This window comes from Bacillus cereus group sp. MYBK216-1 (genome assembly GCF_051916495.1).
In the GTDB taxonomy this organism is placed as follows: domain Bacteria; phylum Bacillota; class Bacilli; order Bacillales; family Bacillaceae_G; genus Bacillus_A; species Bacillus_A thuringiensis_K.
Genome location: NZ_JBQAGT010000001.1, coordinates 649,108 through 670,166, shown reverse-complemented (window position 1 = coordinate 670,166; position 21,059 = coordinate 649,108). Strand labels below are relative to the sequence as shown.

Below are 21,059 nucleotides of genomic sequence, written 5' to 3'. Positions count from 1 at the left end.
AGCTCCCCGCCTTTTTTTATGCAAACATTTTAAATACACCTATCGCATTTAAAAATACAATTATTACAGTTATCGGAATAACATAACGAAGTAAGAAGAACCAAATGTTAAATAACGTTTCCCCTTTCGTTTCCGTCACTTCTAATTCTTTCATCAACAATTCTTTACTCATTTTATTTGGTACAAATAATGAAATAGCTAGTACCCCTAACGGTAGCAATACGTTACTTACTGAAAAGTCGACTAAATCAAAGAATGTTTTCCCAAATATTTTCACGTCACTCATAATCCCAAATGATAACGCTGATGGAATACCGACTGCAAAAATAAGAATACCAATTAATAATGATGCTGATGGACGCTTCTTCTCATTACCTTTCGCAACAGATGCTACTACTATTTCAAGCATTGAAATTGCTGATGTTAAAGTCGCAAAGAAGAATAAAATTAAAAACATAATAAAGAAAAATTGACCAAATGGTATTTTTGCAAATACTGCTGGAAGGACGATAAACAGTAATCCTGGTCCTTCAGTCGGTTTAACTCCTAATGCGAAAATCGCCGGGAAAATCGCTAATCCTGCAAGTACTGTAACAAAAACAGTTAAACTTACAATAGATGTTGCTGATTTCGCTAAATGTTCCTCTTTCTTTAAATACGAACTATACGTTACCATTACTGAGGCACCTACTGTTAGCGAGAAGAAAGATTGTCCCATCGCATATAAAATCGTATCTGCTGTAAGCTTTGAAAAATCTGGCTTTAAGAAGAACTCTACTCCAGCAAAAGCACCATCGAGTGTTAACGCACGAACAATAATCGCAATAAATAAAATAAATAATAGCGGCATCATGTACTTACTTGCCTTTTCTATACCTTTCTCTACACCTTTACTTACAACAAAAATCGTACAAAGCATAAAGATAAATTGCGCTCCAATCGCACTTAATGGATTGGAAATCGTTTCACCGAACAATTGTCCATAATCAGCTACTCCATTCCAGAAACTTCCTGTCACACTATAATATAAATAAAGTAAAATCCATCCACCTACAACACTATAAAAAGATAGTACACTAAAACAAGTAACAACTCCCATACGACCAATCCAAGGATATAATTTGCTATTTGGCACTAGTACTTTATAAGCTGTAACCGCCTCTTTTTGCGTGCTACGTCCAATAACAAACTCCGCTATTAGAAGAGGCATACCTATAAATAAAGTTAATAGTAAAAATACAAGGAAGAATGCGCCTCCCCCGCCATTACCTGCAACATATGGAAATTTCCATATCGCACCAAGACCTACTGCGGCTCCGGCTGCTGCGAGTACAAAGCCGATTTTCGACGTCCATTGCTGTGTTTCTTTCATCATAAATTCTCCTTTTCTGAATATTTAAACTTTTGTTAATTATACACTTTCATTTCATACTCGCACACCTCCTTTAGAAAATAAAAAAGTCCCCTACACGCAAATATGCATGTAGAGGACGATATATGTAATGTAAATACCGTGGTACCACCTCAATTGGATTGATAAATCCCACTTGTTCAAGTACAGGAATAATTCCGATACTCTATCCTTTTAACGGCAGAACCCGGGTTGCCTACTACAATGTTCAACATACCTCTCGCAAGCCCATTCTGTATATTTTATCGTACCGGGCTCCCACCTAACCCCAGCTCTCTGAACGCATCAAATATACGTACTCTTCTTGCTCATCGATTTCATCTATTGAAGTTACTTGTGATTATAAATTATATTTTTATATTTGTAAAGCGCACTTTATCTTTTATTATTTTAAAATCTTTTCCTCTAATTCTCGTAAAAAACTTTCTCTTTTCCCCTCGTTTTGCACATATACTGATTTCAACACTTCTTGGAGCAATATATTTCGTTCCCTCTTTTCTAACTGTAAATCTTTTAACTTCAACCTTACTTCATATAAAAAATCTAAATATGATTCATATGTCTCATCATATTTATTTGCAATATCATCTCGAATTTTTTTTGCGAGCTTCGGGCTCGCTCCCCCAGTAGAAACTGCTATATTAAGTAAACCACGATGAATCGCTGCCGGAAAATGAACATTACCACTTTCCGGATTTGTAATAACATTTACTAATTGATTCTCAGCGGCATCTTCAGCAACTTGTTCATTTAATATTGAATCACTACTTGCTGCAACAACTAAAAAAGCACTTTTAATATCACTTTTTTCATATTCTCTTTGATACCAACGAATTTTCTTTTCTTCCACAAGTTTTACTAAATTCGCATCTAATTCTGGACTTATCACAACTATATCCGCACCCTGTTTGAGTAAAGGAATAATTTTAAATCCTGCAACTTTTCCCCCGCCAATAACAACAACGCGTTTCTCATTAACTCGCACTGTAAGTGGATACATACTGATCTCCTTTCAATAACTCCGTCGTTTTCTGAATTAACATATCTTGAAACGCTTCATTCTTCCCTAAATATGGACTGATTTTTATCTCTTCCAATTCATATTGGCGCACTTCTTTCTCAATATGTTTCATAAGTAAACCTGTAAATAACAAGTAAGGCAGTACAACGATGTTCTTTTCTTTTCGTTCTACAACTTCCTTTAACTTCTCCTCAAATTTTGGCTCTGCAGCCGCTAAATAACAAACTTCTACTTTTTTAACCTTCTCTTTTGTTTGAAATAAAGAAGCAATCCAGTTTATATCTCTTAATACTTCAGGATCACTACTCCCTCTTGCAACGAGAAGTAACGTCACTTCATTTTTATCTTCCTGTTCGATGCCACTTCCGCTATACACCGATTTAACAAGTGTTTCTGATACACCAAACGGATTACCATAAGTCACTTTAACATTTGGATATTGATTCTTGAGCTTTACCAATTCAAACGGAATATCTTTCTTCACATGACCTGCCGCTAATAAAAAAACAGGGATAGCAATAATCTCTGTGGCCCCACGCTTCACACATGTACGAAAACCATCTTCAATAGAAGGATTCGCTAACTCTAAAAAACAAACTTCTTGAATAGTCGCTTCTATACGGCTCATACACGATGTAATAAATTGAATCGCCTCTTCTTTCGCTGTCTTCAAACGACTTCCATGACATATATATAAAACGGCTTTCATTTTACAACACTCCACTTACTTGATAAGCATTTTCTGTCTGCTTCTCAAACCAATGAATTTTTTCTCTAAAACGGACAACTTCTCCAATTACAATCATGCTCGGATTTTGAATTTGCTCTTTTTTCGCAACATCTACAATTGTCCCTAACGTTCCAACAACTGTGCGCTGCATAGACGTCGTCCCCTGCTCAATAATAGCAGCTGGCGTACTTTTATCTTTTCCATGCTTCATAAGTTGCTCACATATGTAGAGCAAATTACTAACCCCCATATATACCGCTAAAGTCTCTACACCTTTCGCTAAACTTTCCCATTTCACTTCTTCTTCAGCACCTTCTTTCCTATGCCCAGTCACAATAGCAAAACTTGCACTTGCATCACGGTGCGTCACTGGAATACCAGCATAAGCAGGTGCGGCTATTCCAGACGAAATACCTGGGACGATTTCAAATGGTACACCTTGCTTTGCTAATGCTTCGGCTTCTTCTCCCCCTCTACCAAACACAAATGGATCGCCGCCCTTAAGCCTTGTTACAACTTTTCCTTTTTTCGCATACTTAATAAGAAATATATTAATTGTTTCTTGCTTCATCGTGTGATAATTCGGGAGTTTCCCGCAATAAATCAAATCCGCTTCAGGCTTTGCGTGTGAAAGCAGCTCTTTATTCACAAGACGGTCGTATAAAATAACATCTGCCTTCTCAATACATTTCAATCCTTTAACAGTAATTAAATCTGGATCACCAGGACCCGCTCCAACAATATAAACCTTCCCCATCATCTCTCCTCATTTCTACTATTAAAGTGAAACTTCCATCCTTATATATGAATGGAAGTTTTCATTTCTTCATATTTCAATGTTCCTTACTCATGAATAACAAAGGCCGCGCTTTTTCGAATCTTCTTTTTTTCAAATAAAGCAATCTCCTTTACCTCTGGTAACGGTAAAAAATGTTTTTCAAGCTCCATCTCCGCCATCTTAAATGCCTGTTCTTCACTTTCAGCAACAACAACAATTGGAACAATGCTACTCACTAATACCGCTTCAAATCGATATAAATCCATATTGCCCCTCCTAAGACGCTATTACTTCTTCTAACACGTTATTTAACGCTATTTGTAATGTCTCTATACCAACACGACCTACAAAATCATAAAATGTTTCGGCTGGTAATTTGTTCTCTTTGAAATAACTTATAAATGATGCGAGTACATCAGGTAGATCCTCGCCATCTATTTTTCCTTTTAACTTTTGATTGTAGGCACCGCCATCTAACAATGTTCCACCTACGTATATTTCAAACGCTTCAACAATGCCTTTTTCCTTCGTTTTCATTTTCACCCCTTGTAACCCAATGTCAGCAATTTGACGTTGACCACATGAATTCGGGCAGCCTACCATATGAATTCGAACTGGAACATCGAGTGCAATTTGTGTATCTAAGTATTCTGCAATTTTTCTTAATCTTTCTTTCGTTTCTACTAGTGCAAGATTACAATATTCAATACCGGTACATGAAACCGCATAACCAATAAATGATTTCGGGCTAGCAGATATCGCTTCAAACAGCGGTTCACTAAGTAATCCTTTTACATTTTCCGGAGGAACGTTCGGAATAATGAAGTTTTGCGAGTTACATGTACGAATTTGTCCATTTCCATATCGCTTTGCAATTCTTGCAATCTCAAACATTTCTTCTGCATGTAAACGACCTACCGGTACATTAAAACCTACATATTTTAATCCCTTTTGTTTTTGGTCTTGAACACCATAAAAATAGCCTGCATTCCATCCTTTGAGTGCACTTTCCCCTTTACTTTGTAAAGGCCCTGTATACTCTATTAGTTTCTCTTTAAATTTCTCTGCTCCCCAGTCCGCAACAAGAAATTTCAACCGAGCTAAATGACGTTTTTCACGATATCCAAAATCACGGAATATAGTAGCAATTGCAATCGCCACCGCCTTCACTTCTTCTGGTAAAACGAATACATCTAATTCATCAGCTAAATACGGTCGAGCTGATAATCCTCCACCTACTTTTATATGAAAACCAACTTTTTTCTCACCATCTATTTCTTTCGTTGCAGGCGTAAATGCAACACAGTTAATTTCTGCGTTTGCTGAATTATAAATATTAGAACTAATAGACATTTTAAATTTGCGTGGCAAGTTAGAAAACTCTTCATTATGTTGGAAGTAATCATATACTTCTTTTACAATATGCGTTGTATCGAATAGTTCATTTGCATCAATGCCAGCAAGCGGATTACCTGTAATATTCCGCGTTATATCACCACAAGCCCCCGCTGAAGATAACCCAACTCTTGCTAATTTTTTAAAAATATCTGGAATTTGCTGAATTTCTAACCAGTGAAACTGAATCGCCTGTCTCGTCGTAATATCTATTACATCACGTCCATAATCTTCAGCGATAGAAGCAAGTACTTCTGCCTGTGCATTTGTAATAATCCCCGACGGAATATTTACCCGCATCATAAAATAACCAGCTTCTTTCGGTCTTTGTAAATACAAGCCTGCCCATTTAAAGGCATCCCACTCTTCTTTCGGAATAGATTTGAAACCATTTTCCGCATAGTAAGGAATATCATTGAAAATTTCTAAGCCATCTTTTTCTAATTTATTTTTCTCGGTCTGATTTAATTTTTCATTGTTAGCCCATACTTTTTCATAACTCATTGTTTATCCCCCTATATAAAACTACGCTCTTGTAAGTACTTCACGATTTGTTCTGCACATTCTTCAATAGAATATTTGTGCGTTTCTACAATTAATTCCGCTTGCTCTGGCTCTTCATAAGGCGAATCAATACCTGTGAAATCCTTAATATCACCTTTCCTTGCCTTTTTATAAAGTCCTTTCGGATCACGTTTCTCACACTGTTCAATCGGACACTTCACAAAAATTTCAATAAATTCATCTGCCTCTAATAAATCTCTTACTTGTTTGCGGTCTACTCGAAATGGTGAAATAAATGCTGTAAGGACAACTGCTCCTTGATCTACAAATAACTTTGCCACTTCGCCAATACGTCTTATATTTTCCATGCGATCACTTTCAGAAAATCCTAAGTCTTTATTTAAACCGTGGCGAATGTTATCCCCATCCAGCACATAATTTCCAATATTCTTTTCAAAAAGTTTACGAGCGACCGCATTCGCTACTGTAGATTTACCCGAAGCTGATAAACCAGTAAACCAAATTACAAAACTATGATGTCCATTCTTCACTCTTCTCTCATCTTTTGAAACCGAAGCTGTGTGCCAAGTAATATTCGTATCCATCTCGTTCTCTCCCTATTCTGTTACTACTTCTTTTTTCAAACCTTTAATTAGCACTTCCACTACTTCTTTACGACTAAATGTACTTGGCGGAATCTCACCGTTTCTTAATAATTCTCTTACTTTCGTACCCGATAAAATAACATGATCTTCTTTTCCGTGCGGACATGTTTTCGTTGAAGCCATCGCTTCACATTTCGTGCAGTAAAAACTATGTTCAAAGAATAGTGGTGTAATTCCTAACTCTTCTATCGTAAAATTTGTGAAGATTTCTTGCGCTTCATACGTTCCGTAATAATCTCCTACTCCAGCATGATCACGCCCTACTATAAAGTGGGTACATCCAAAATTCTTTCTTACTAACGCATGAAATATCGCTTCCCTTGGTCCTGCGTAACGCATGGCAGCAGGAAATACACTTAAAAAGACACGATTTTTCGGATAATAGTTTTGAAGAAGTACTTCATAGCTTTCCATTCTTACATCAGCAGGAATATCATCCGATTTCGTTTCTCCGACGAGCGGATTTAAAAAGAGACCATCTACAATTTCAAGAGCAGATTTTTGAATATACTCATGGGCACGATGTACCGGGTTTCTCGTTTGAAATCCGACCACTGTTTTCCACCCACGTTTTTTAAATGCTTCCCTCGTTTCAATTGGGTCTAAATGATAAGAAGGAAATTGATTATTTTCAAAGCGTTTTGTTAGAATAATAGTTCCTCCAACGTAAACGTTTGGTCGTTCATATAATTTTTTCACTCCTGGATGAGCCTCATCCGTTGTTTTATATACAAGTAACGCTTCTTTTTCTTTATCTGGTACAAAAATATCTTCTATTTGAATGACACCGTATATATTTCCGTTGTTGACAAGCTTTACTTCCTCTCCAGTCTTCAGGCTTTCTGCGACTTTTTCTGTTACCGGTAATGTAATCGGTATACTCCACACACTACCATTTGCTAAACGAAGCGTTTCTACAACTGAATCATAATCTTCCTTCCCTAAAAAACCAGTAAGGGGGCTATATCCACCTATCGCCAATAGTTCTAAATCACTTAACGCAATATTGTCTAATTTAATTTCTTTTTCAATTTGTGATACGTCATATGTCTCATCTATACGGTTTACTAATTCGTTTACTATGCTCATTTTTCTATATCCTCTCTTAGCTTTATTTCAAGATTCATCTTATTGGTAATGAAGACCACATTCAGTTTTCACTTTTCCAGCCCATCTACCATCTCTTGAATCGCCACCATCCCCTACAGGTAACGTACATTTCTCACACCCAATACTTGGATAGCCAACATCATGCAACGGGTTATACGGCAAGCTATGTTTGTATACATATCGCCAAACTTCTTTCCACGTCCAATGAATGAGTGGACAAACTTTAATAGATTGAAAACGATGATCTTGATTTATAAACTTTGTATGCTTACGTGTTTCTGATTGTTCCCTTCTTAAGCCCGATATCCATGCTTTTTCCACGACTAATGATTTTTCTAAAGGTAAAATTTTTCTAATCTTACAACAAAGATTCGGATTGCTCTCCCACAGTTTTTCACCATGCAACTTCGCCTGTTCATCAAGTGTAAGTTCTGGCTGTTTTTCTATAATATTCAATGAAGGAAATCGTTCCCGCACTTTTTGAATTAATTCATACGTTTCTTGAAAATGAACATTTGTATCCAAAAATACAACTTTAGCAGATGGATTTACTTGGTTTATAATGTGCAGCAATACCATACCTTCCACCCCAAAGCTACATGCGTAGACAACCTCATCTTTATATTCTTTATAAGCCCAATTTAATACTGATAACGCGCCTTTTGTTTCATCTTCTTCCGAAAACGAAACAACATTTTCTTCCCACGTTTCATACGTCAACATGTTTTTTCCCCCTGTAAAAGCAAAAAGACGGTTTTAACCTAATGAAAATAGGTTAAAACCGCCTCTAGTTTTTCTAGTCAGCGCTTTTCACTTTAAACGTACTTTTTCACTTTTCTCTAACTGAATTACTTTTCCATCTTGCACAACAATTGTAATTGAACCATATTTCATATCAGCAAGCATCGCTTCAATCTTCTCGGATACTTCATCAAAATGTTCCCGTAAACTCACGCGAACAGCCCCCCCTTTTTATTCATAAAAAAAATCTTTCCCATTTCGAAAAGACTGTTCGGTAATATATTTTACCTTATCTTTCAAAATGGATCCCATTTTGCTGGATTTAGCACCTTGCTTTCTATAAGCAGGTTGCCGAGCTTCTTCGGGCCAGTTCCCTCCGCTTCTCTTGATAAGCTTTGTATTTGTATTTTATCACAATTCTGATTTTTTTCAATCCTAGTTTTCCGATATATTTTAATTATTTTATTTTATAAAAAAGGAATTGCCCATTCGAACAACTCCTTTTCCTATTTAGACAAGCTCTTTAATACGTATGCGATCGTTCCCAATAATATTTTCATATGTTTCGCGTTCCACAACTACTTGCGATGTTCCGCCTTTTGCAAAGACAACGGCTGGTCTTCGAATCCGATTGTAATTATTCGCCATCGAATACCCGTAGGCTCCTGTACAGGAAACTGCTAGTAAATCAGCAGAAGCGACTTTTGGTAAATGAATATCCCAAATCAACATATCTCCACTCTCACAGCATTTCCCAGCAATCGAAACGAGTTCCTCATTCTCATCATTCCCTCGATTCGCTAACATTGCTTCATAACGCGCACTATATAAAGCAGGTCTTAAATTATCTGTCATTCCACCATCCACTGATACATATTTCCGAATACCAGGAATATCTTTCACAGATCCAACTGTATAAATTGTTGTCCCAGCATCACCTACAATGCTACGGCCTGGTTCAATCCATATTTCTGGCAATGGATATTCACATACAGTAAATTGTTCTCTCACTGCACTTGTTACAGCTCGCACATATGTCTCAAGAGTTAATGGTGTATCCGACTCTGTGTAGCGTATTCCAAATCCCCCGCCTACATTTAGCACTTTTACTACATAGTTTGTTTGCTCTCTCACTTCTTCTAAAAATTGGCGAAGAACTTCAATTGCTCGAACAAAACCAGCTGTTTCAAATATTTGCGATCCGATATGTGAATGAATCCCTAGCACATTATAATTTGATTTTTGTAAAGCAAATCCAATTGCCTGCATCGCTTGACCGTTTGAAACGCCAAATCCAAATTTCGAATCATCTTGGCCTGTTGTAATATATTCATGTGTGTGCGCCTCTACTCCAGGCGTTACACGAATTAATATGTTCACAAATTTTCCATGTTGCATCGCTAAATCGTGTAAAACTTCTAATTCAAAGAAATTATCTACGACAAAACAACCAATATTCGCCTGAAGAGCCATCACTATCTCTTCTTCTGTTTTATTATTTCCATGAAAATGAATACGTGATGCTGGAAATCCTGCTTGGAGCGCAGTATATAATTCTCCCCCAGAAACAACGTCTAATGACATATTCTCTTCACGAGCTACTCGGCACATCTCCATGCACAAGAACGCCTTGCTTGCATATGCTACTTGATAAGAGAAACCACTTTCTTTAAAAGCACGATGAAACGCTCGGCATTTTCCTCGAATAGACTCTTCATCGTATACATAAAGTGGTGTTCCGTATTGCTTTGCTAGCTGCGTCGTATCGCACCCTCCAATTTCTAAGTGTCCTTGCCCATTAATTCGGCTTGTGCCGTGTAAATACATTTAAATTCCTCCCTTATTTCCTCTAAAACTCATAACCCCAATCTTCTATTCATTGCAGCACGCTTTTAGATAGACAAAAAACGCGCGGAACAATGTTCACACGCGTTTCTTATTAGGAAAAATATATATTGAAAAAATAAACGAGTTGTTATCTCCTCAAAATAAGAAACCGCATCAACATCTCCAAATAGCTCTCCATAAAATAAATCTTATGACAGTACTACATTTATTCAATGCAGTCCCAATATATGAATAAGATGGTTATTCTTATATTTCGGCAATAGTCCCTTTCAACCTATAATCACAGATTCCATTAAATCTCCCATAGCTTACTCTTTCCTATCGCGGCCTCTACCTTTGAGAGTAGATGAGGTAAGTCTATTTAATTTTCAAACATCTAATTGTTGCTATTAACAATACCAAAGGACCATTTTATTTGTCAAACAATTTTTTATATTGTTTTTTTACAGTTTAGTTTGGTATCGTTTGGTAAGCGCTTTACTGAAATCTTTGTCACTTCCCATTCGCCTTCTTCGTTATTAAATGTAATCGTTACCTTCTCAAATGGTGGAGCAATTTTCCCAGCAACACGTTCATACTTTGTAACTTCAATACTTGCTTGAAATAAATATGTACCGCTATACACTTTTTTTAAACTAATAATTTTAGGACATTGATAAGGTTTCAAACTTCCATATTGTTTTTCAATTGCTTTATTTATTTTTGGAAATAAAACAGAATAAAGTGCATCTTCCATAAGAGGTGGATCATATTGGGCTACCGACACACTCGGTGAAGTAAAAAGTACAACACTACTGCATGCTATAAAACATAATAATTTTCGCATTATAACCTCCGTATTATCACGCGATTCTTTCTGCGTACGATAATTATCATACATAGAAATTCTGTTTTATTGTCTCCCACCACTCTTTTTCTACTCGATTATTATAAAAAAGCCCACAACCTTCTTTTATTTTCGTATAATGATACTCATAGTATAATAATCATAATAACAAAGGACTGTTCGTATATATAAAATGAGTCGTTAAGCAAACTGACTCTCAAGAACTGTCATGCTTTTTAGGAGAGGAGTATATTATGCTACAACATCTGTTTCCAAAACTGCGATTTGCACTCGTTGCAGTCGTTTTACTATGGATTAAAACATATATTGTGTACAAGCTAGCATTTGATATTAAAATTGATAATTTCTTTGAAGAATTCATGCTTTTTATCAATCCACTAGCTGCGTTACTTTTATTTTTCGGCTTAGCTTTACTTGCATCTAAGCACCGAAACCGAATTATAATTGGAATCAGTTTTATACTGTCATTTATTTTATTTGGAAACGCAATGTTTTATGGGTTCTATAACGATTTCGTTACTTTCCCGGTTTTATTCCAAACAAACAATATGGCTGATTTAGGGACAAGTATAAAAGAACTCTTTACGTACAAAACATTACTTTTATTTGCAGATGCAATTATTTTAATGTTTATTTCGCGTAAATCCCCATCATTTGGCGACAAAACACCACTTTCCCGCTCAGAGAAGCGAACTTTCTTTAGCGGTGTAACAGCTTTATTAGCACTACAAATTGTTGTATCAGTTATTTATAAACCACAAATGTTCTCACGCTCATTTGACCGTCAAACTGTCGTGAAGAATTTAGGTTTATACACATATCATCTATTTGATATTACGCTTCAATCCAAGTCTTCAGCTGAGCGTGTATTTGCAAGTGGGGATGGGTTTTCTGAAATTAAAAACTATACAGACTCAAAAGACAAACAAGTTGATAAAAACTTATTTGGAGCTGCAAAAGGTAAAAATGTAATTTTAATTTCAATGGAATCTACACAAAGCTTTGTTATTAATAAAAAAATAAATGGAAAAGAAATTACACCATTTTTAAATGAATTTATTAAGGATAGTTTCTATTTCGATAACTTCTATCATCAAACTGGACAAGGTAAAACTTCTGATGCTGAATTTATCGTTGAAAACTCACTTTATCCGCTAGATCGTGGTTCTGTATTCTTTACTCATGCAACAAATGAATACACAGCGACACCAGAACAATTAAAGAAATACGGATATTCTTCTGCTGTCTTCCATTCAAATGATAAAACGTTTTGGAATCGGGATGTAATGTATCCTGCGCTTGGATATGATCGTTACTTTAATTTAAATGATTACGCAGGAACGGAGCAAATGTCTGTCGGTTGGGGATTAAAAGATAAAGAGTTCTTTGAACAATCTATTCCAAAGTTAAAATCTTTACCGCAACCGTTCTATACAAAATTTATTACATTAACAAATCATTTTCCGTTTCTTCTAAATCCGGAAGATCAATATGTTGATGAATTCAACTCGGAAAGTGGTGTTGTAAACCGCTACTTCCCAACTGTTCGTTACACAGATGAAGCTCTTAAATTATTTATTAAACAATTAAAAGAAGAAGGATTGTATGATAATTCCGTTATTGTCATCTATGGTGATCATTACGGTATTTCCGAAAACCATAACGCAGCTATTGCACAGTTCCTAGGAAAAGATACTATTACACCATTTGATTCTATGCAATTACAACGAGTCCCTCTTATTATTCATGTGCCTGGCCAAGAAGGAAAAGTTGTTTCTAAAGTATCCGGTCAAATTGATATTAAGCCAACGCTCTTTCATTTACTTGGTATTAAAACAAATAAATCCGTTGAATTTGGAACTGACTTATTTATTAAAGAGAAAGATCCGCTTATGGTAATGCGTGATGGTAGCTTTGTTTCTGAAGAGTATGTTTATACAAAAAATATGTGCTACAAAAGAAGTACAGGTGAAGAAGCTGACATGGCGCTATGTCAGCCGTATATTGAAAAAGCAAAAACAGAATTAAAACTCTCCGATAAATTAATTTATGGAGATTTGTTACGCTTCGATCCTAATAATCGATATAAAACCGGAACGATGACAACGAAATTTGAATAGTAAAGGAAGCAACTTTATACAAGTTGCTTCCTCTTTTTATTTTCACTTAATTTTCAAACCATCCTTCTATGAAATCTTTCACAAATTGGTAATTTTTTTCGTATGAGGAATAAATTTATGGTATGATAAAATAAGTAAACTTTCATACACTAATTAAGAATTTATTACAGAAAGCAAGGGATCAGATTTTGTATAGAGCAGCTATTCCAAACTTATTTACGCTCGGAAATTTATATAGCGGATTTTTATCAATCGGCTATGCATCTTTAGGATATTATAAATCAGCTGCTATTTTAGTACTTATCGGGATGATGTTAGATAGTCTTGATGGTCGTGTTGCTCGTTTATTACGTGTTGATTCACAAATGGGAAAAGAGCTCGACTCGCTTGCAGATGTCGTAACATTTGGTGCAGCACCAGCTGTTTTAATGTATTACACATCTTTCTCAAACTACGGAATCATCGGATTATACATAGCGGGATTATTCCCTCTTTTCGGAGCATATCGTTTAGCACGATTTAATGTAACACCATCTTCTACTTCAATGAAATATTTCACTGGAGTACCGATTACAGCAGCGGGAGGGCTTGTTGCTTTCTTAACATTATTTTCACATACCATTCCAAAAATCGTTCTTATTACCGTATTTGTAACGTTCGCATTTTTAATGGTGAGCCGCATTCGTATCCCAAGTTTAAAAGATGTACCAATTCCACGATATAGCATCATTATTACACTATTTTTAGTTGGAATCATTATTACAATGTATCAAACAGGATTTGGAAATTTTTCTGTTTTCTTATTCATTGCCATTCCACTATATATTTTGTACATGTTATCTCAATTCATTAGACAAAGACCGTCTAAAAAAGCGAATAAAGAAAAATAAGAAAACCTTCCGAGTCCGGAAGGTTTCTTTTTATTTTGTAACTAATACCTTTTGATTTACAGGTGTTACTGGCTCTTCGCCGTTTAATATAGCTAAAATATTTCTGACAGCCATTTCAGCCATCGCATCACGAGTTTCAAATGTTGCATTCCCTACGTGTGGAGCAAGTACTACATTCTTTAATTCTTTTAGCTCTTCTGTAATTTTCGGTTCAAATTCAAACACGTCAAGAGCTGCTCCTTCAATTTCATTCGTTTTTAATGCATGAGCAAGTGCTGCTTCATTCATAATTGGTCCACGTGAAGCATTTACAATATACGCTGTTTTCTTCATCATTTTAAACTGTTCTTCATCAATCATATGATGTAATTTTGGATTATAAGCACAGTTAATTGTAATAAAGTCTGCTGTTTGTAATAATTCTTCCAACGTCACATACGTTGCTCCCAGTTCACTTTCAGCTTCAAACTTACGATTTGGCCCTGTATATAAAACATCCATTCCAAATGCTTTCGCACGTTTTGCAACAGCCTTCCCGATTTCTCCAAGACCTATAATTCCGATTGTCTTACCATGGACTTCTCGTCCTAAGAAAAATAACGGTGCCCATCCGTTAAATCCAGTCGTACGACATAACGTATCCCCTTCAGGAATTCTACGCGCCGCTGCTAAAAGAAGTGCAAATGTTAATTCTGCAGTCGCTTCCGTTGATACTTTCGGTGTATTCGTAACTGCAATTCCTTTTTCACCCGCATACGTGTAATCAATATTGTCGTAACCAGCACCATAGTTTGCAACAATCTTTAAATGAGGCGCTGCATCAATAACTTCTTTTGGCACCTTTGTCGAAAGTAAACTTAACAATGCATCTTTATCTTTTACACGCTCTGTTAATTCATCTATAGAAATTAACTCCTCTTTATCGTACATTTCTACATCATGATCTTTTAATAGTTCTAATCCAATTTCCGGAATTTTTCCTGCTACTAATATTTTTGCCACTACTAACACCTCTTCTATAGAAAATAAGATATCTCTTATATTTCATTGTAAGAAATCCACATATAAAAACCAAGGAATTTGATTATAGTTTTAAAAATCGACACTTTTCCATGAAAAAAGAGGAGATGCAACTCTCCCCTTTTCTTACACTTTTTCCTGCGATTCTTTTCCAAGCTTCACATCAATAGTTCCTTCTGCAACCGTATCGCTAATTTGCTCCTCAATAACCGATTGAGATGCAGCATTCGTTTCAGAAGTATAAGCTTGTTGCTGTGTACCTTGTACATTTTTTTTATTTTGTTGTTTCGCCATTTCTTACCCTCCTTTTCATTCTTTCTTATTTTGAACAAAAAGGACGGTTTTCATCAAAAAATTGCGTTTCATTTTGAATTTGTTACTTCTTCTTCAAGCGACCTCATTACTCTTGCTCGCTTCGTAAATGTTGCAACCTGAGTAACACCGTGAGCTAGTAATGTTTGTACATTTTCTTGTACATAATTCCCTAAATCATTTGGATAATGGGCATCCGAAGAAATCGTAATTGGAACACCATACTTAGCTAATACTTGTAAATATAGTGGACTTGGGCACATTTCACGAACAGGATAACGATAGTATAATCCTGCATTTATTTCTGTTGCCGTATTCGTTTCTACTAACGCACAGGCAATTTCCTCATAATAAGAAAGCTGTTCATTCTCATCCAATCGATAATTAAATACCTTTATATTATCAAGATGAGCGATAATATCAAATAACTCAGTACGAATCGCACTCTCAACTGTTTTAAAAAACATATCATATAATGCGCGTAGGTCATGCTTCTCAAAATATTCTTTCGTATCTGGATTATCGAATCCCCAGCCATTTAGAAAATGAACGGAACCAATTATATAATCAAAGTCTCCTAGCGCTAATAATTCTTTTAACTCTCCTTCACAACCAATAAAATAATCCGCTTCAATTCCAAGTTTAAGTGTGACACCTCTTTTACTCCATCGTTCTTTCGCCTCTTCAATGACCTTTGTAAAATCATACAGTGAAACTACCCTTACTTGATCTAACCATTCCTTCTGTATACGACCGAGCTTAGAATCACTAATATCTACATATTTTTCATAATATCCTTTCGCTTCATGAAAACGATATAAATGATCAACAATCCCAACTTCTGTTATACCTTTTCGCACAGCTTCTTCTAAATAGAGGTCCATCCATTCTGTTGTAAATGGCCCTTCCTTCACACGCTTTTGCAAACGCTCTTGTGTTTTCATAAGCCAATCAATAGAATGCCTTTCTTGAAGCGGTTCATAACATTCCAGCGCTTCATTTATTTTAGCAAGCCATCCTATTGAATACGGTCCTTCTTCTAAGTGAAGATGATAATCTACTTTCATATACATTCCCCCTTATAATGTATCTATTTCCCTTCTATCCCCAACTCTCGAAAGCTTTCCATTTCGTTCTTTCACCTCTCGCATGACATCTTCCAATGTAATATTTTTTTCAGCTAATAAAACGAAACAGTGATAAAATACATCAACCATTTCTTTCACTACTTCTTCTTTATCATTATTTTTACATGCGATAATTACTTCAGCACACTCTTCACCAATTTTCTTTAAAATTTTATCTTCTCCTTTTGAAAATAAATAATTTGTATACGATTCAGGAAGTGGGCTTTCCTTTCGTTCTTCAATTGTTTTATACAGCAACTTAAAGGCATTTTCCATATGTATCCCCCTATAGAATTTGATAGTGAAAACATGTCTTCTCTCCCGTATGACAAGCAGGTCCTACTTGTTTCACATTCACAACAATTGAATCTTGATCACAATCTAAATATAAAGATTGCACATATTGAACATTCCCTGATGTTTCCCCCTTATTCCATAACGACTGCCTCGAACGAGAATAAAACCATGTTCTTTTCGTCTCTAACGTTTTTTCATATGCTTCTTCATTCATATAAGCTAGCATTAAAACTTCTTTCGTACCTTCTTCGATGACAATTGCTGGTATTAATCCTTTTGAAAAATTAGGTTTCATAACCGCACCTCAACATTTGCATCTCTTAATTTTCGCTTTACACTCTGCACTGTCGCCTCACCATAATGAAAGATGGATGCCGCTAACGCTGCATCAACTGTTGTCTTTTGAAAAACTTCTATAATGTGATCCGTATGACCACAGCCCCCTGATGCGATGACTGGAATGGAAACACTTTTTGAAATTTCTTCTGTTAAACGAAGGTCATATCCGCTTTTCGTTCCATCTGCATCCATACTCGTTAACAAAATTTCACCTGCTCCAAGTTTAACAACACGCTTCGCCCATTCTATGGCATCCATTCCTGTGTCAACTCTTCCGCCGTTGACATATACGTTCCATTTACCTTCTGCTACTTTTCTAGCATCAATTGCCACGACAATACATTGTGATCCAAAGTGTTCTGCCCCTTCTTCTATTAACTTCGGGTTTCGCACTGCCGCTGAGTTTATTGAAACTTTGTCTGCTCCAGCTCTTAGTAAATTGTACATATCTTTCACACTTGAAATCCCCCCGCCAACCGTAAGAGGAATAAATACTTTAGCTGCTGTTTTTTCTACAACATCTATAATCGTTTTTCTTCCTTCATGAGTCGCCGTAATATCTAAAAATACGATTTCATCTGCCCCTGCCTCGTTATATGCTTCAGCTATTTCAACCGGATCACCGACATCTTGTAATCCTATAAAATTTACACCCTTTACGACTCTCCCTTCTTTCACATCTAGACATGGAATAATTCGTTTCGCTAACATAACTTCGTTACCTGTAACACTTCTTCTAAATCAATCGTTTTTTCGTAAAGCGCCTTTCCAATTATGACACCATATATATTCATATCATTTAACTTTTTCACATCTTGAATAGATGCCACTCCTCCAGAGGCGATGAGACGAATGCCCACACTTTTTTGAAGTATCGCTAATTGTTCAAAATTTGGACCTGCAAGCGTTCCGTCTTTCGAAATGTCTGTAAACACAATCGTTTGAACACCTAAACTTTCCATTTGTTTCGCTAAACTAACGTAAGAAATTTCAGACAGATCAAGCCAACCTCTCGTTGCTACGAAACCATTTTTCGCATCAATTCCAACAATGATTTTCTCTTTATATAGACGAACTGCTTCCTCTAAAAATGACTTATTATAAAGAGCTGCTGTTCCTAAAATCACTTTTTCTACACCTGCTGACAATAACTTCTCCACCGCTTTAAGTGAACGAATTCCTCCTCCCACTTGCACAGGAATACGTACCGCCTTGCAGATTTTTTCAATGACGGGCAAATTTAACGACTCGCCAGCAATTGCACCATCTAAATCAACAATGTGTAGTATTTCCGCTCCAAGCTTTTCAAATATGATCGCCTGCGCTACCGGATCTTCATTCATCACCGTTTCTTTACTAAACTCTCCTTGATAAAGTCTAACGCATCGCCCTTCTTTTAAATCGATAGCTGGGAAGATTTCCATGCTTCTACCACTCCTTGAAAATTTTTTAATATTTGCATGCCAATTTCGCCACTTTTTTCTGGATGAAACTGTGCACCAAATACATTTCCTTTCGCGACAAACCCTGGTACTTGCATTCCATAATCACTTACTCCGCATACAATTTCATCTGGACAATCCGCGTAATATGAGTGAACATAATACACGAAAGAACCATCCACTAATCCATTCCAAAGCGAAAATTCTCTTTCCTTCCTTAATTCATTCCATCCCATATGAGGAATTTTATACGAAACTTTTAACTTACGAATTTCACCTGGTAGTAAACCTAACCCGCTACAATCTTTTAGTTCCTCACTTCGTTCAAATAAAAGTTGCATGCCCAAACATATACCGAGGAGTGGTTTTCCTATGTCACAAACTTCTTTTAGTACACACACTAAATCTCTTTCTTCTAATACATCCATCGCTTTCGGAAATGCACCTACTCCCGGTAGAATCACGCCATCGCTTCTCAATATCTCTTCTTTATCACTCGTTACAATGTACTCTGCCCCAATATATTTTAATGCTTGCTCTACACTGCGAATATTCCCCATTCCATAATCTATAATGGCAATCAATTACAACATCCCTTTCGTTGAATTTACACCAGTAATGTTGGCATTTTTTTCGACCGCTTCTCTAAGCGCTCTACCAAAAGCTTTAAATAATGCTTCAATTTTGTGATGTGTATTACTTCCGTATAGAACGCGTGCATGTAATGTAATATTGGCAGCATGTGCGACTGCTCTAAAAAATTCTTCCGTCAATTCTGTATCAAAATCCCCGAGCTTCGGATTTGTTAATTCCCCTTGAAATACACAATATGAGCGTCCACTTATATCAATTGCGACAAATCCTAAAGATTCATCCATCGGTACATACGCAGAACCGTAACGATTAATTCCCTCTTTGTTTTGCAATGCTCCTTTCAAGCAATTTCCGAGTACAATTCCAACATCTTCAACGGTGTGATGTGCATCGACAAATACATCACCTTCTGCTTCAACTTGCAATCCAAATCTTCCATGTCTAGCAAATAAAGTCAGCATATGATCGAAAAAACCAACCCCCGTTTGAATAGATACACTCGTACTTTCATCAAGCTGCAAATTTAATTTAATTTTTGTTTCTGTCGTCTCACGTACTTGACTGGACTGACGCATTATTTTTCCTCCTCAAACCTTATTTGGATTGCTCTCGCATGTGCATGTAACCCTTCTTTATTTGCAAGCTCTACAATATGATGCTGTACATTTTTTAATGCTTCCTCTGTATAAGAAATAAAACTTGATTTTTTCACGAAATCATCGACTGATAACGGAGAAAAAAATCTTGCCGTTCCGCTCGTTGGTAATACATGATTCGGTCCCGCCAAATAATCCCCGAGCGGTTCAGGTGCATATGGCCCAAGGAAAATAGAGCCTGCATGTTTCACATAATCTAGAGCATTCATTGGTTCTTTTATATGTAACTCTAAATGTTCTGGAGCAATTTCATTTGATAACTTTAGTGCCTCCTTTAAAGAAGGAACGATAAAGATGGCTCCATTTCTATTTATCGATTCACGTGCAATTTCACTTCTTGGCAACGTTTCTAACTGTCTTTCTACCTCTTTTTCTACTTCTTTAGCTAGTTCCATATTCGTTGTAATACAAATCGCCGTTGCTCTCTCATCATGCTCCGCTTGCGATAATAAATCCGCTGCGATATATTTTGCATTACCTGTTTCATCCGCGACAACTACAATTTCTGATGGACCAGCAATCATATCGATATTTACTATTCCGTATACTTCTCGTTTCGCTAGAGCGACGTACAAATTTCCCGGTCCAACTATTTTATCCACTTTCGGAATCGATTCCGTCCCGTATGCTAAAGCAGCAATTGCTTGCGCGCCACCTATCGTATAAATTTCATCTACCCCCGCAAGATTTGCAGCAGCTAATATGTGAGGATTAATTCCTCCTTTACTCGGCGGTGTTACCATTACAATCTTTTTCACACCTGCGAGTTTCGCCGGCAATACATTCATTAATACTGAAGAAGGATATGAGGCTGTCCCACCCGGTACATATACACCTACATTTTCTAACTGCCGAATGAGCTGCCCTCTAATTATGCCTTTACTTTCACAATCGAATATTGAGTACTTCTTTTGCTTTTCGTGATACGAAACAATGTTTTTCTTCGCCTCTTTTAAAGCTTCTAAAAATGAATTCTCTACAAACATACTCGCTTGCTGTATTTCTTCTTCACTTACACGAAAATCTTTCATCTCTACACCATCAAACTTTTTTGTATAGAAAGATAAAGCCTCATCTTTCCCTTCCCTTACATTTCTAATGATTTTTCTTACACTTCTTTGAACAGTTTCTTCTATTATATTAGCGTTTTCTCTTAGCACTTTTATTTTAGATAATGCCTCCTTAAAATCTTCATAAATGATTTCCATTTTA

The 21,059-nt window shown here is 36.3% G+C and carries 24 protein-coding genes, 2 riboswitches and 1 other annotated feature; of the genes, 2 read left to right on the top strand and 22 right to left on the bottom strand.

Annotation, left to right across the window (positions count from 1 at the left end; translation table 11 throughout):
• Positions 1 to 16 precede the first annotated feature (16 nt).
• The 12 genes from ACTFRH_RS03590 to ACTFRH_RS03535 form a co-directional block, all read right to left on the bottom strand.
• Positions 17 to 1,372: a sodium-dependent transporter gene (locus ACTFRH_RS03590; RefSeq protein WP_000665432.1), complete on the bottom strand. Its 1,356-nt coding sequence runs from the start codon at positions 1,370 to 1,372 to the stop codon at positions 17 to 19.
• Positions 1,373 to 1,483: 111 nt separating this feature from the next.
• Positions 1,484 to 1,732, bottom strand: a binding site (T-box leader).
• Between the two features lie 64 nt (positions 1,733 to 1,796).
• Positions 1,797 to 2,411, bottom strand: a complete 615-nt coding sequence (locus ACTFRH_RS03585) for an NAD(P)-binding protein (protein ID WP_000283355.1) — start codon at positions 2,409 to 2,411, stop codon at positions 1,797 to 1,799.
• On the bottom strand, positions 2,386 to 3,141 hold the full coding sequence (locus ACTFRH_RS03580) for a sirohydrochlorin chelatase (protein ID WP_000648889.1): 756 nt from the start codon (positions 3,139 to 3,141) through the stop codon (positions 2,386 to 2,388). The genes ACTFRH_RS03585 and ACTFRH_RS03580 overlap by 26 nt, the downstream gene beginning before the upstream one ends.
• Before the next feature lies 1 nt (position 3,142).
• The gene (gene cobA / locus ACTFRH_RS03575; protein WP_000521258.1) at positions 3,143 to 3,919 is read right to left on the bottom strand and encodes a uroporphyrinogen-III C-methyltransferase; all 777 of its coding nucleotides are present in this window, start codon (positions 3,917 to 3,919) and stop codon (positions 3,143 to 3,145) included.
• A gap of 86 nt (positions 3,920 to 4,005) precedes the next feature.
• The gene (locus tag ACTFRH_RS03570; protein ID WP_000366922.1) at positions 4,006 to 4,206 is read right to left on the bottom strand and encodes a DUF3906 family protein; all 201 of its coding nucleotides are present in this window, start codon (positions 4,204 to 4,206) and stop codon (positions 4,006 to 4,008) included.
• Positions 4,207 to 4,216: 10 nt separating this feature from the next.
• The gene (locus ACTFRH_RS03565) at positions 4,217 to 5,839 is read right to left on the bottom strand and encodes a nitrite/sulfite reductase (protein ID WP_000119625.1); all 1,623 of its coding nucleotides are present in this window, start codon (positions 5,837 to 5,839) and stop codon (positions 4,217 to 4,219) included.
• Between the two features lie 11 nt (positions 5,840 to 5,850).
• Positions 5,851 to 6,444 carry an adenylyl-sulfate kinase gene (gene cysC / locus ACTFRH_RS03560; protein WP_000380505.1) on the bottom strand — a complete coding sequence of 198 codons (594 nt, stop codon included), beginning with the start codon at positions 6,442 to 6,444 and terminating at the stop codon, positions 5,851 to 5,853.
• 12 nt (positions 6,445 to 6,456) lie between these two features.
• The gene (sat, locus tag ACTFRH_RS03555) at positions 6,457 to 7,593 is read right to left on the bottom strand and encodes a sulfate adenylyltransferase (RefSeq protein WP_000029487.1); all 1,137 of its coding nucleotides are present in this window, start codon (positions 7,591 to 7,593) and stop codon (positions 6,457 to 6,459) included.
• Positions 7,594 to 7,632: 39 nt separating this feature from the next.
• Positions 7,633 to 8,337, bottom strand: a complete 705-nt coding sequence (locus ACTFRH_RS03550; RefSeq protein WP_000959020.1) for a phosphoadenylyl-sulfate reductase — start codon at positions 8,335 to 8,337, stop codon at positions 7,633 to 7,635.
• Between the two features lie 87 nt (positions 8,338 to 8,424).
• Positions 8,425 to 8,568, bottom strand: a complete 144-nt coding sequence (locus tag ACTFRH_RS03545) for a YezD family protein (protein WP_000058410.1) — start codon at positions 8,566 to 8,568, stop codon at positions 8,425 to 8,427.
• Between the two features lie 73 nt (positions 8,569 to 8,641).
• Positions 8,642 to 8,750: riboswitch (SAM riboswitch) on the bottom strand.
• Positions 8,751 to 8,865: 115 nt separating this feature from the next.
• The gene (lysA, locus tag ACTFRH_RS03540; RefSeq protein WP_000280643.1) at positions 8,866 to 10,182 is read right to left on the bottom strand and encodes a diaminopimelate decarboxylase; all 1,317 of its coding nucleotides are present in this window, start codon (positions 10,180 to 10,182) and stop codon (positions 8,866 to 8,868) included.
• A 180-nt stretch (positions 10,183 to 10,362) separates the two neighbouring features.
• A riboswitch (Lysine riboswitch) is annotated at positions 10,363 to 10,544 on the bottom strand.
• 89 nt (positions 10,545 to 10,633) lie between these two features.
• Positions 10,634 to 11,029: a DUF3888 domain-containing protein gene (locus tag ACTFRH_RS03535; RefSeq protein WP_001228752.1), complete on the bottom strand. Its 396-nt coding sequence runs from the start codon at positions 11,027 to 11,029 to the stop codon at positions 10,634 to 10,636.
• Between the two features lie 254 nt (positions 11,030 to 11,283).
• On the opposite strand from ACTFRH_RS03535, the gene ACTFRH_RS03530 reads away from it, so the two are divergent.
• Both ACTFRH_RS03530 and pssA read left to right on the top strand, forming a co-directional pair.
• Entirely contained in the window at positions 11,284 to 13,170 is a 1,887-nt protein-coding gene (locus ACTFRH_RS03530) for an LTA synthase family protein (RefSeq protein ID WP_000939087.1), read from the top strand.
• Positions 13,171 to 13,358: 188 nt separating this feature from the next.
• Positions 13,359 to 14,060, top strand: a complete 702-nt coding sequence (gene pssA, locus ACTFRH_RS03525) for a CDP-diacylglycerol--serine O-phosphatidyltransferase (protein WP_000285417.1) — start codon at positions 13,359 to 13,361, stop codon at positions 14,058 to 14,060.
• Positions 14,061 to 14,090: 30 nt separating this feature from the next.
• Here pssA and ACTFRH_RS03520 read toward each other — a convergent pair whose 3' ends face one another.
• The 10 genes from ACTFRH_RS03520 to hisD all read right to left on the bottom strand — a co-directional run bounded on the left by ACTFRH_RS03520 (position 14,091) and on the right by hisD (position 21,055).
• A complete protein-coding gene (locus ACTFRH_RS03520; protein WP_001062832.1) occupies positions 14,091 to 15,062 on the bottom strand; it encodes an NAD(P)-dependent oxidoreductase in 972 nt (323 codons plus the stop codon).
• Between the two features lie 144 nt (positions 15,063 to 15,206).
• The gene (locus ACTFRH_RS03515; RefSeq protein WP_440048768.1) at positions 15,207 to 15,374 is read right to left on the bottom strand and encodes a YozQ family protein; all 168 of its coding nucleotides are present in this window, start codon (positions 15,372 to 15,374) and stop codon (positions 15,207 to 15,209) included.
• A gap of 68 nt (positions 15,375 to 15,442) precedes the next feature.
• Entirely contained in the window at positions 15,443 to 16,459 is a 1,017-nt protein-coding gene (locus ACTFRH_RS03510) for a histidinol phosphate phosphatase domain-containing protein (RefSeq protein WP_000861842.1), read from the bottom strand.
• Between the two features lie 12 nt (positions 16,460 to 16,471).
• Positions 16,472 to 16,795 (bottom strand): phosphoribosyl-ATP diphosphatase, encoded by a 324-nt coding sequence (hisE, locus tag ACTFRH_RS03505; RefSeq protein WP_000426357.1) that lies wholly within the window; start codon positions 16,793 to 16,795, stop codon positions 16,472 to 16,474.
• Positions 16,796 to 16,805: 10 nt separating this feature from the next.
• Complete coding sequence (hisI, locus tag ACTFRH_RS03500; protein ID WP_000803965.1) at positions 16,806 to 17,111, bottom strand: phosphoribosyl-AMP cyclohydrolase; 306 nt, start codon at positions 17,109 to 17,111, stop codon at positions 16,806 to 16,808.
• The gene (hisF, locus tag ACTFRH_RS03495) at positions 17,108 to 17,866 is read right to left on the bottom strand and encodes an imidazoleglycerol phosphate synthase cyclase subunit (protein WP_000880109.1); all 759 of its coding nucleotides are present in this window, start codon (positions 17,864 to 17,866) and stop codon (positions 17,108 to 17,110) included. The genes hisI and hisF overlap by 4 nt, the downstream gene beginning before the upstream one ends.
• Positions 17,860 to 18,579, bottom strand: coding sequence for a 1-(5-phosphoribosyl)-5-[(5-phosphoribosylamino)methylideneamino]imidazole-4-carboxamide isomerase (gene hisA, locus ACTFRH_RS03490; protein ID WP_000402292.1), 720 nt, complete (start codon positions 18,577 to 18,579; stop codon positions 17,860 to 17,862). The genes hisF and hisA overlap by 7 nt, the downstream gene beginning before the upstream one ends.
• Entirely contained in the window at positions 18,552 to 19,181 is a 630-nt protein-coding gene (gene hisH / locus ACTFRH_RS03485) for an imidazole glycerol phosphate synthase subunit HisH (RefSeq protein ID WP_000560354.1), read from the bottom strand. Before hisH ends, hisA begins: the two co-directional genes overlap by 28 nt.
• Positions 19,182 to 19,766, bottom strand: a complete 585-nt coding sequence (hisB, locus tag ACTFRH_RS03480; protein WP_001249955.1) for an imidazoleglycerol-phosphate dehydratase HisB — start codon at positions 19,764 to 19,766, stop codon at positions 19,182 to 19,184.
• Positions 19,766 to 21,055 (bottom strand): histidinol dehydrogenase, encoded by a 1,290-nt coding sequence (gene hisD / locus ACTFRH_RS03475; protein WP_000402928.1) that lies wholly within the window; start codon positions 21,053 to 21,055, stop codon positions 19,766 to 19,768. The genes hisB and hisD overlap by 1 nt, the downstream gene beginning before the upstream one ends.
• Between the last annotated feature and the right edge of the window lie 4 nt (positions 21,056 to 21,059).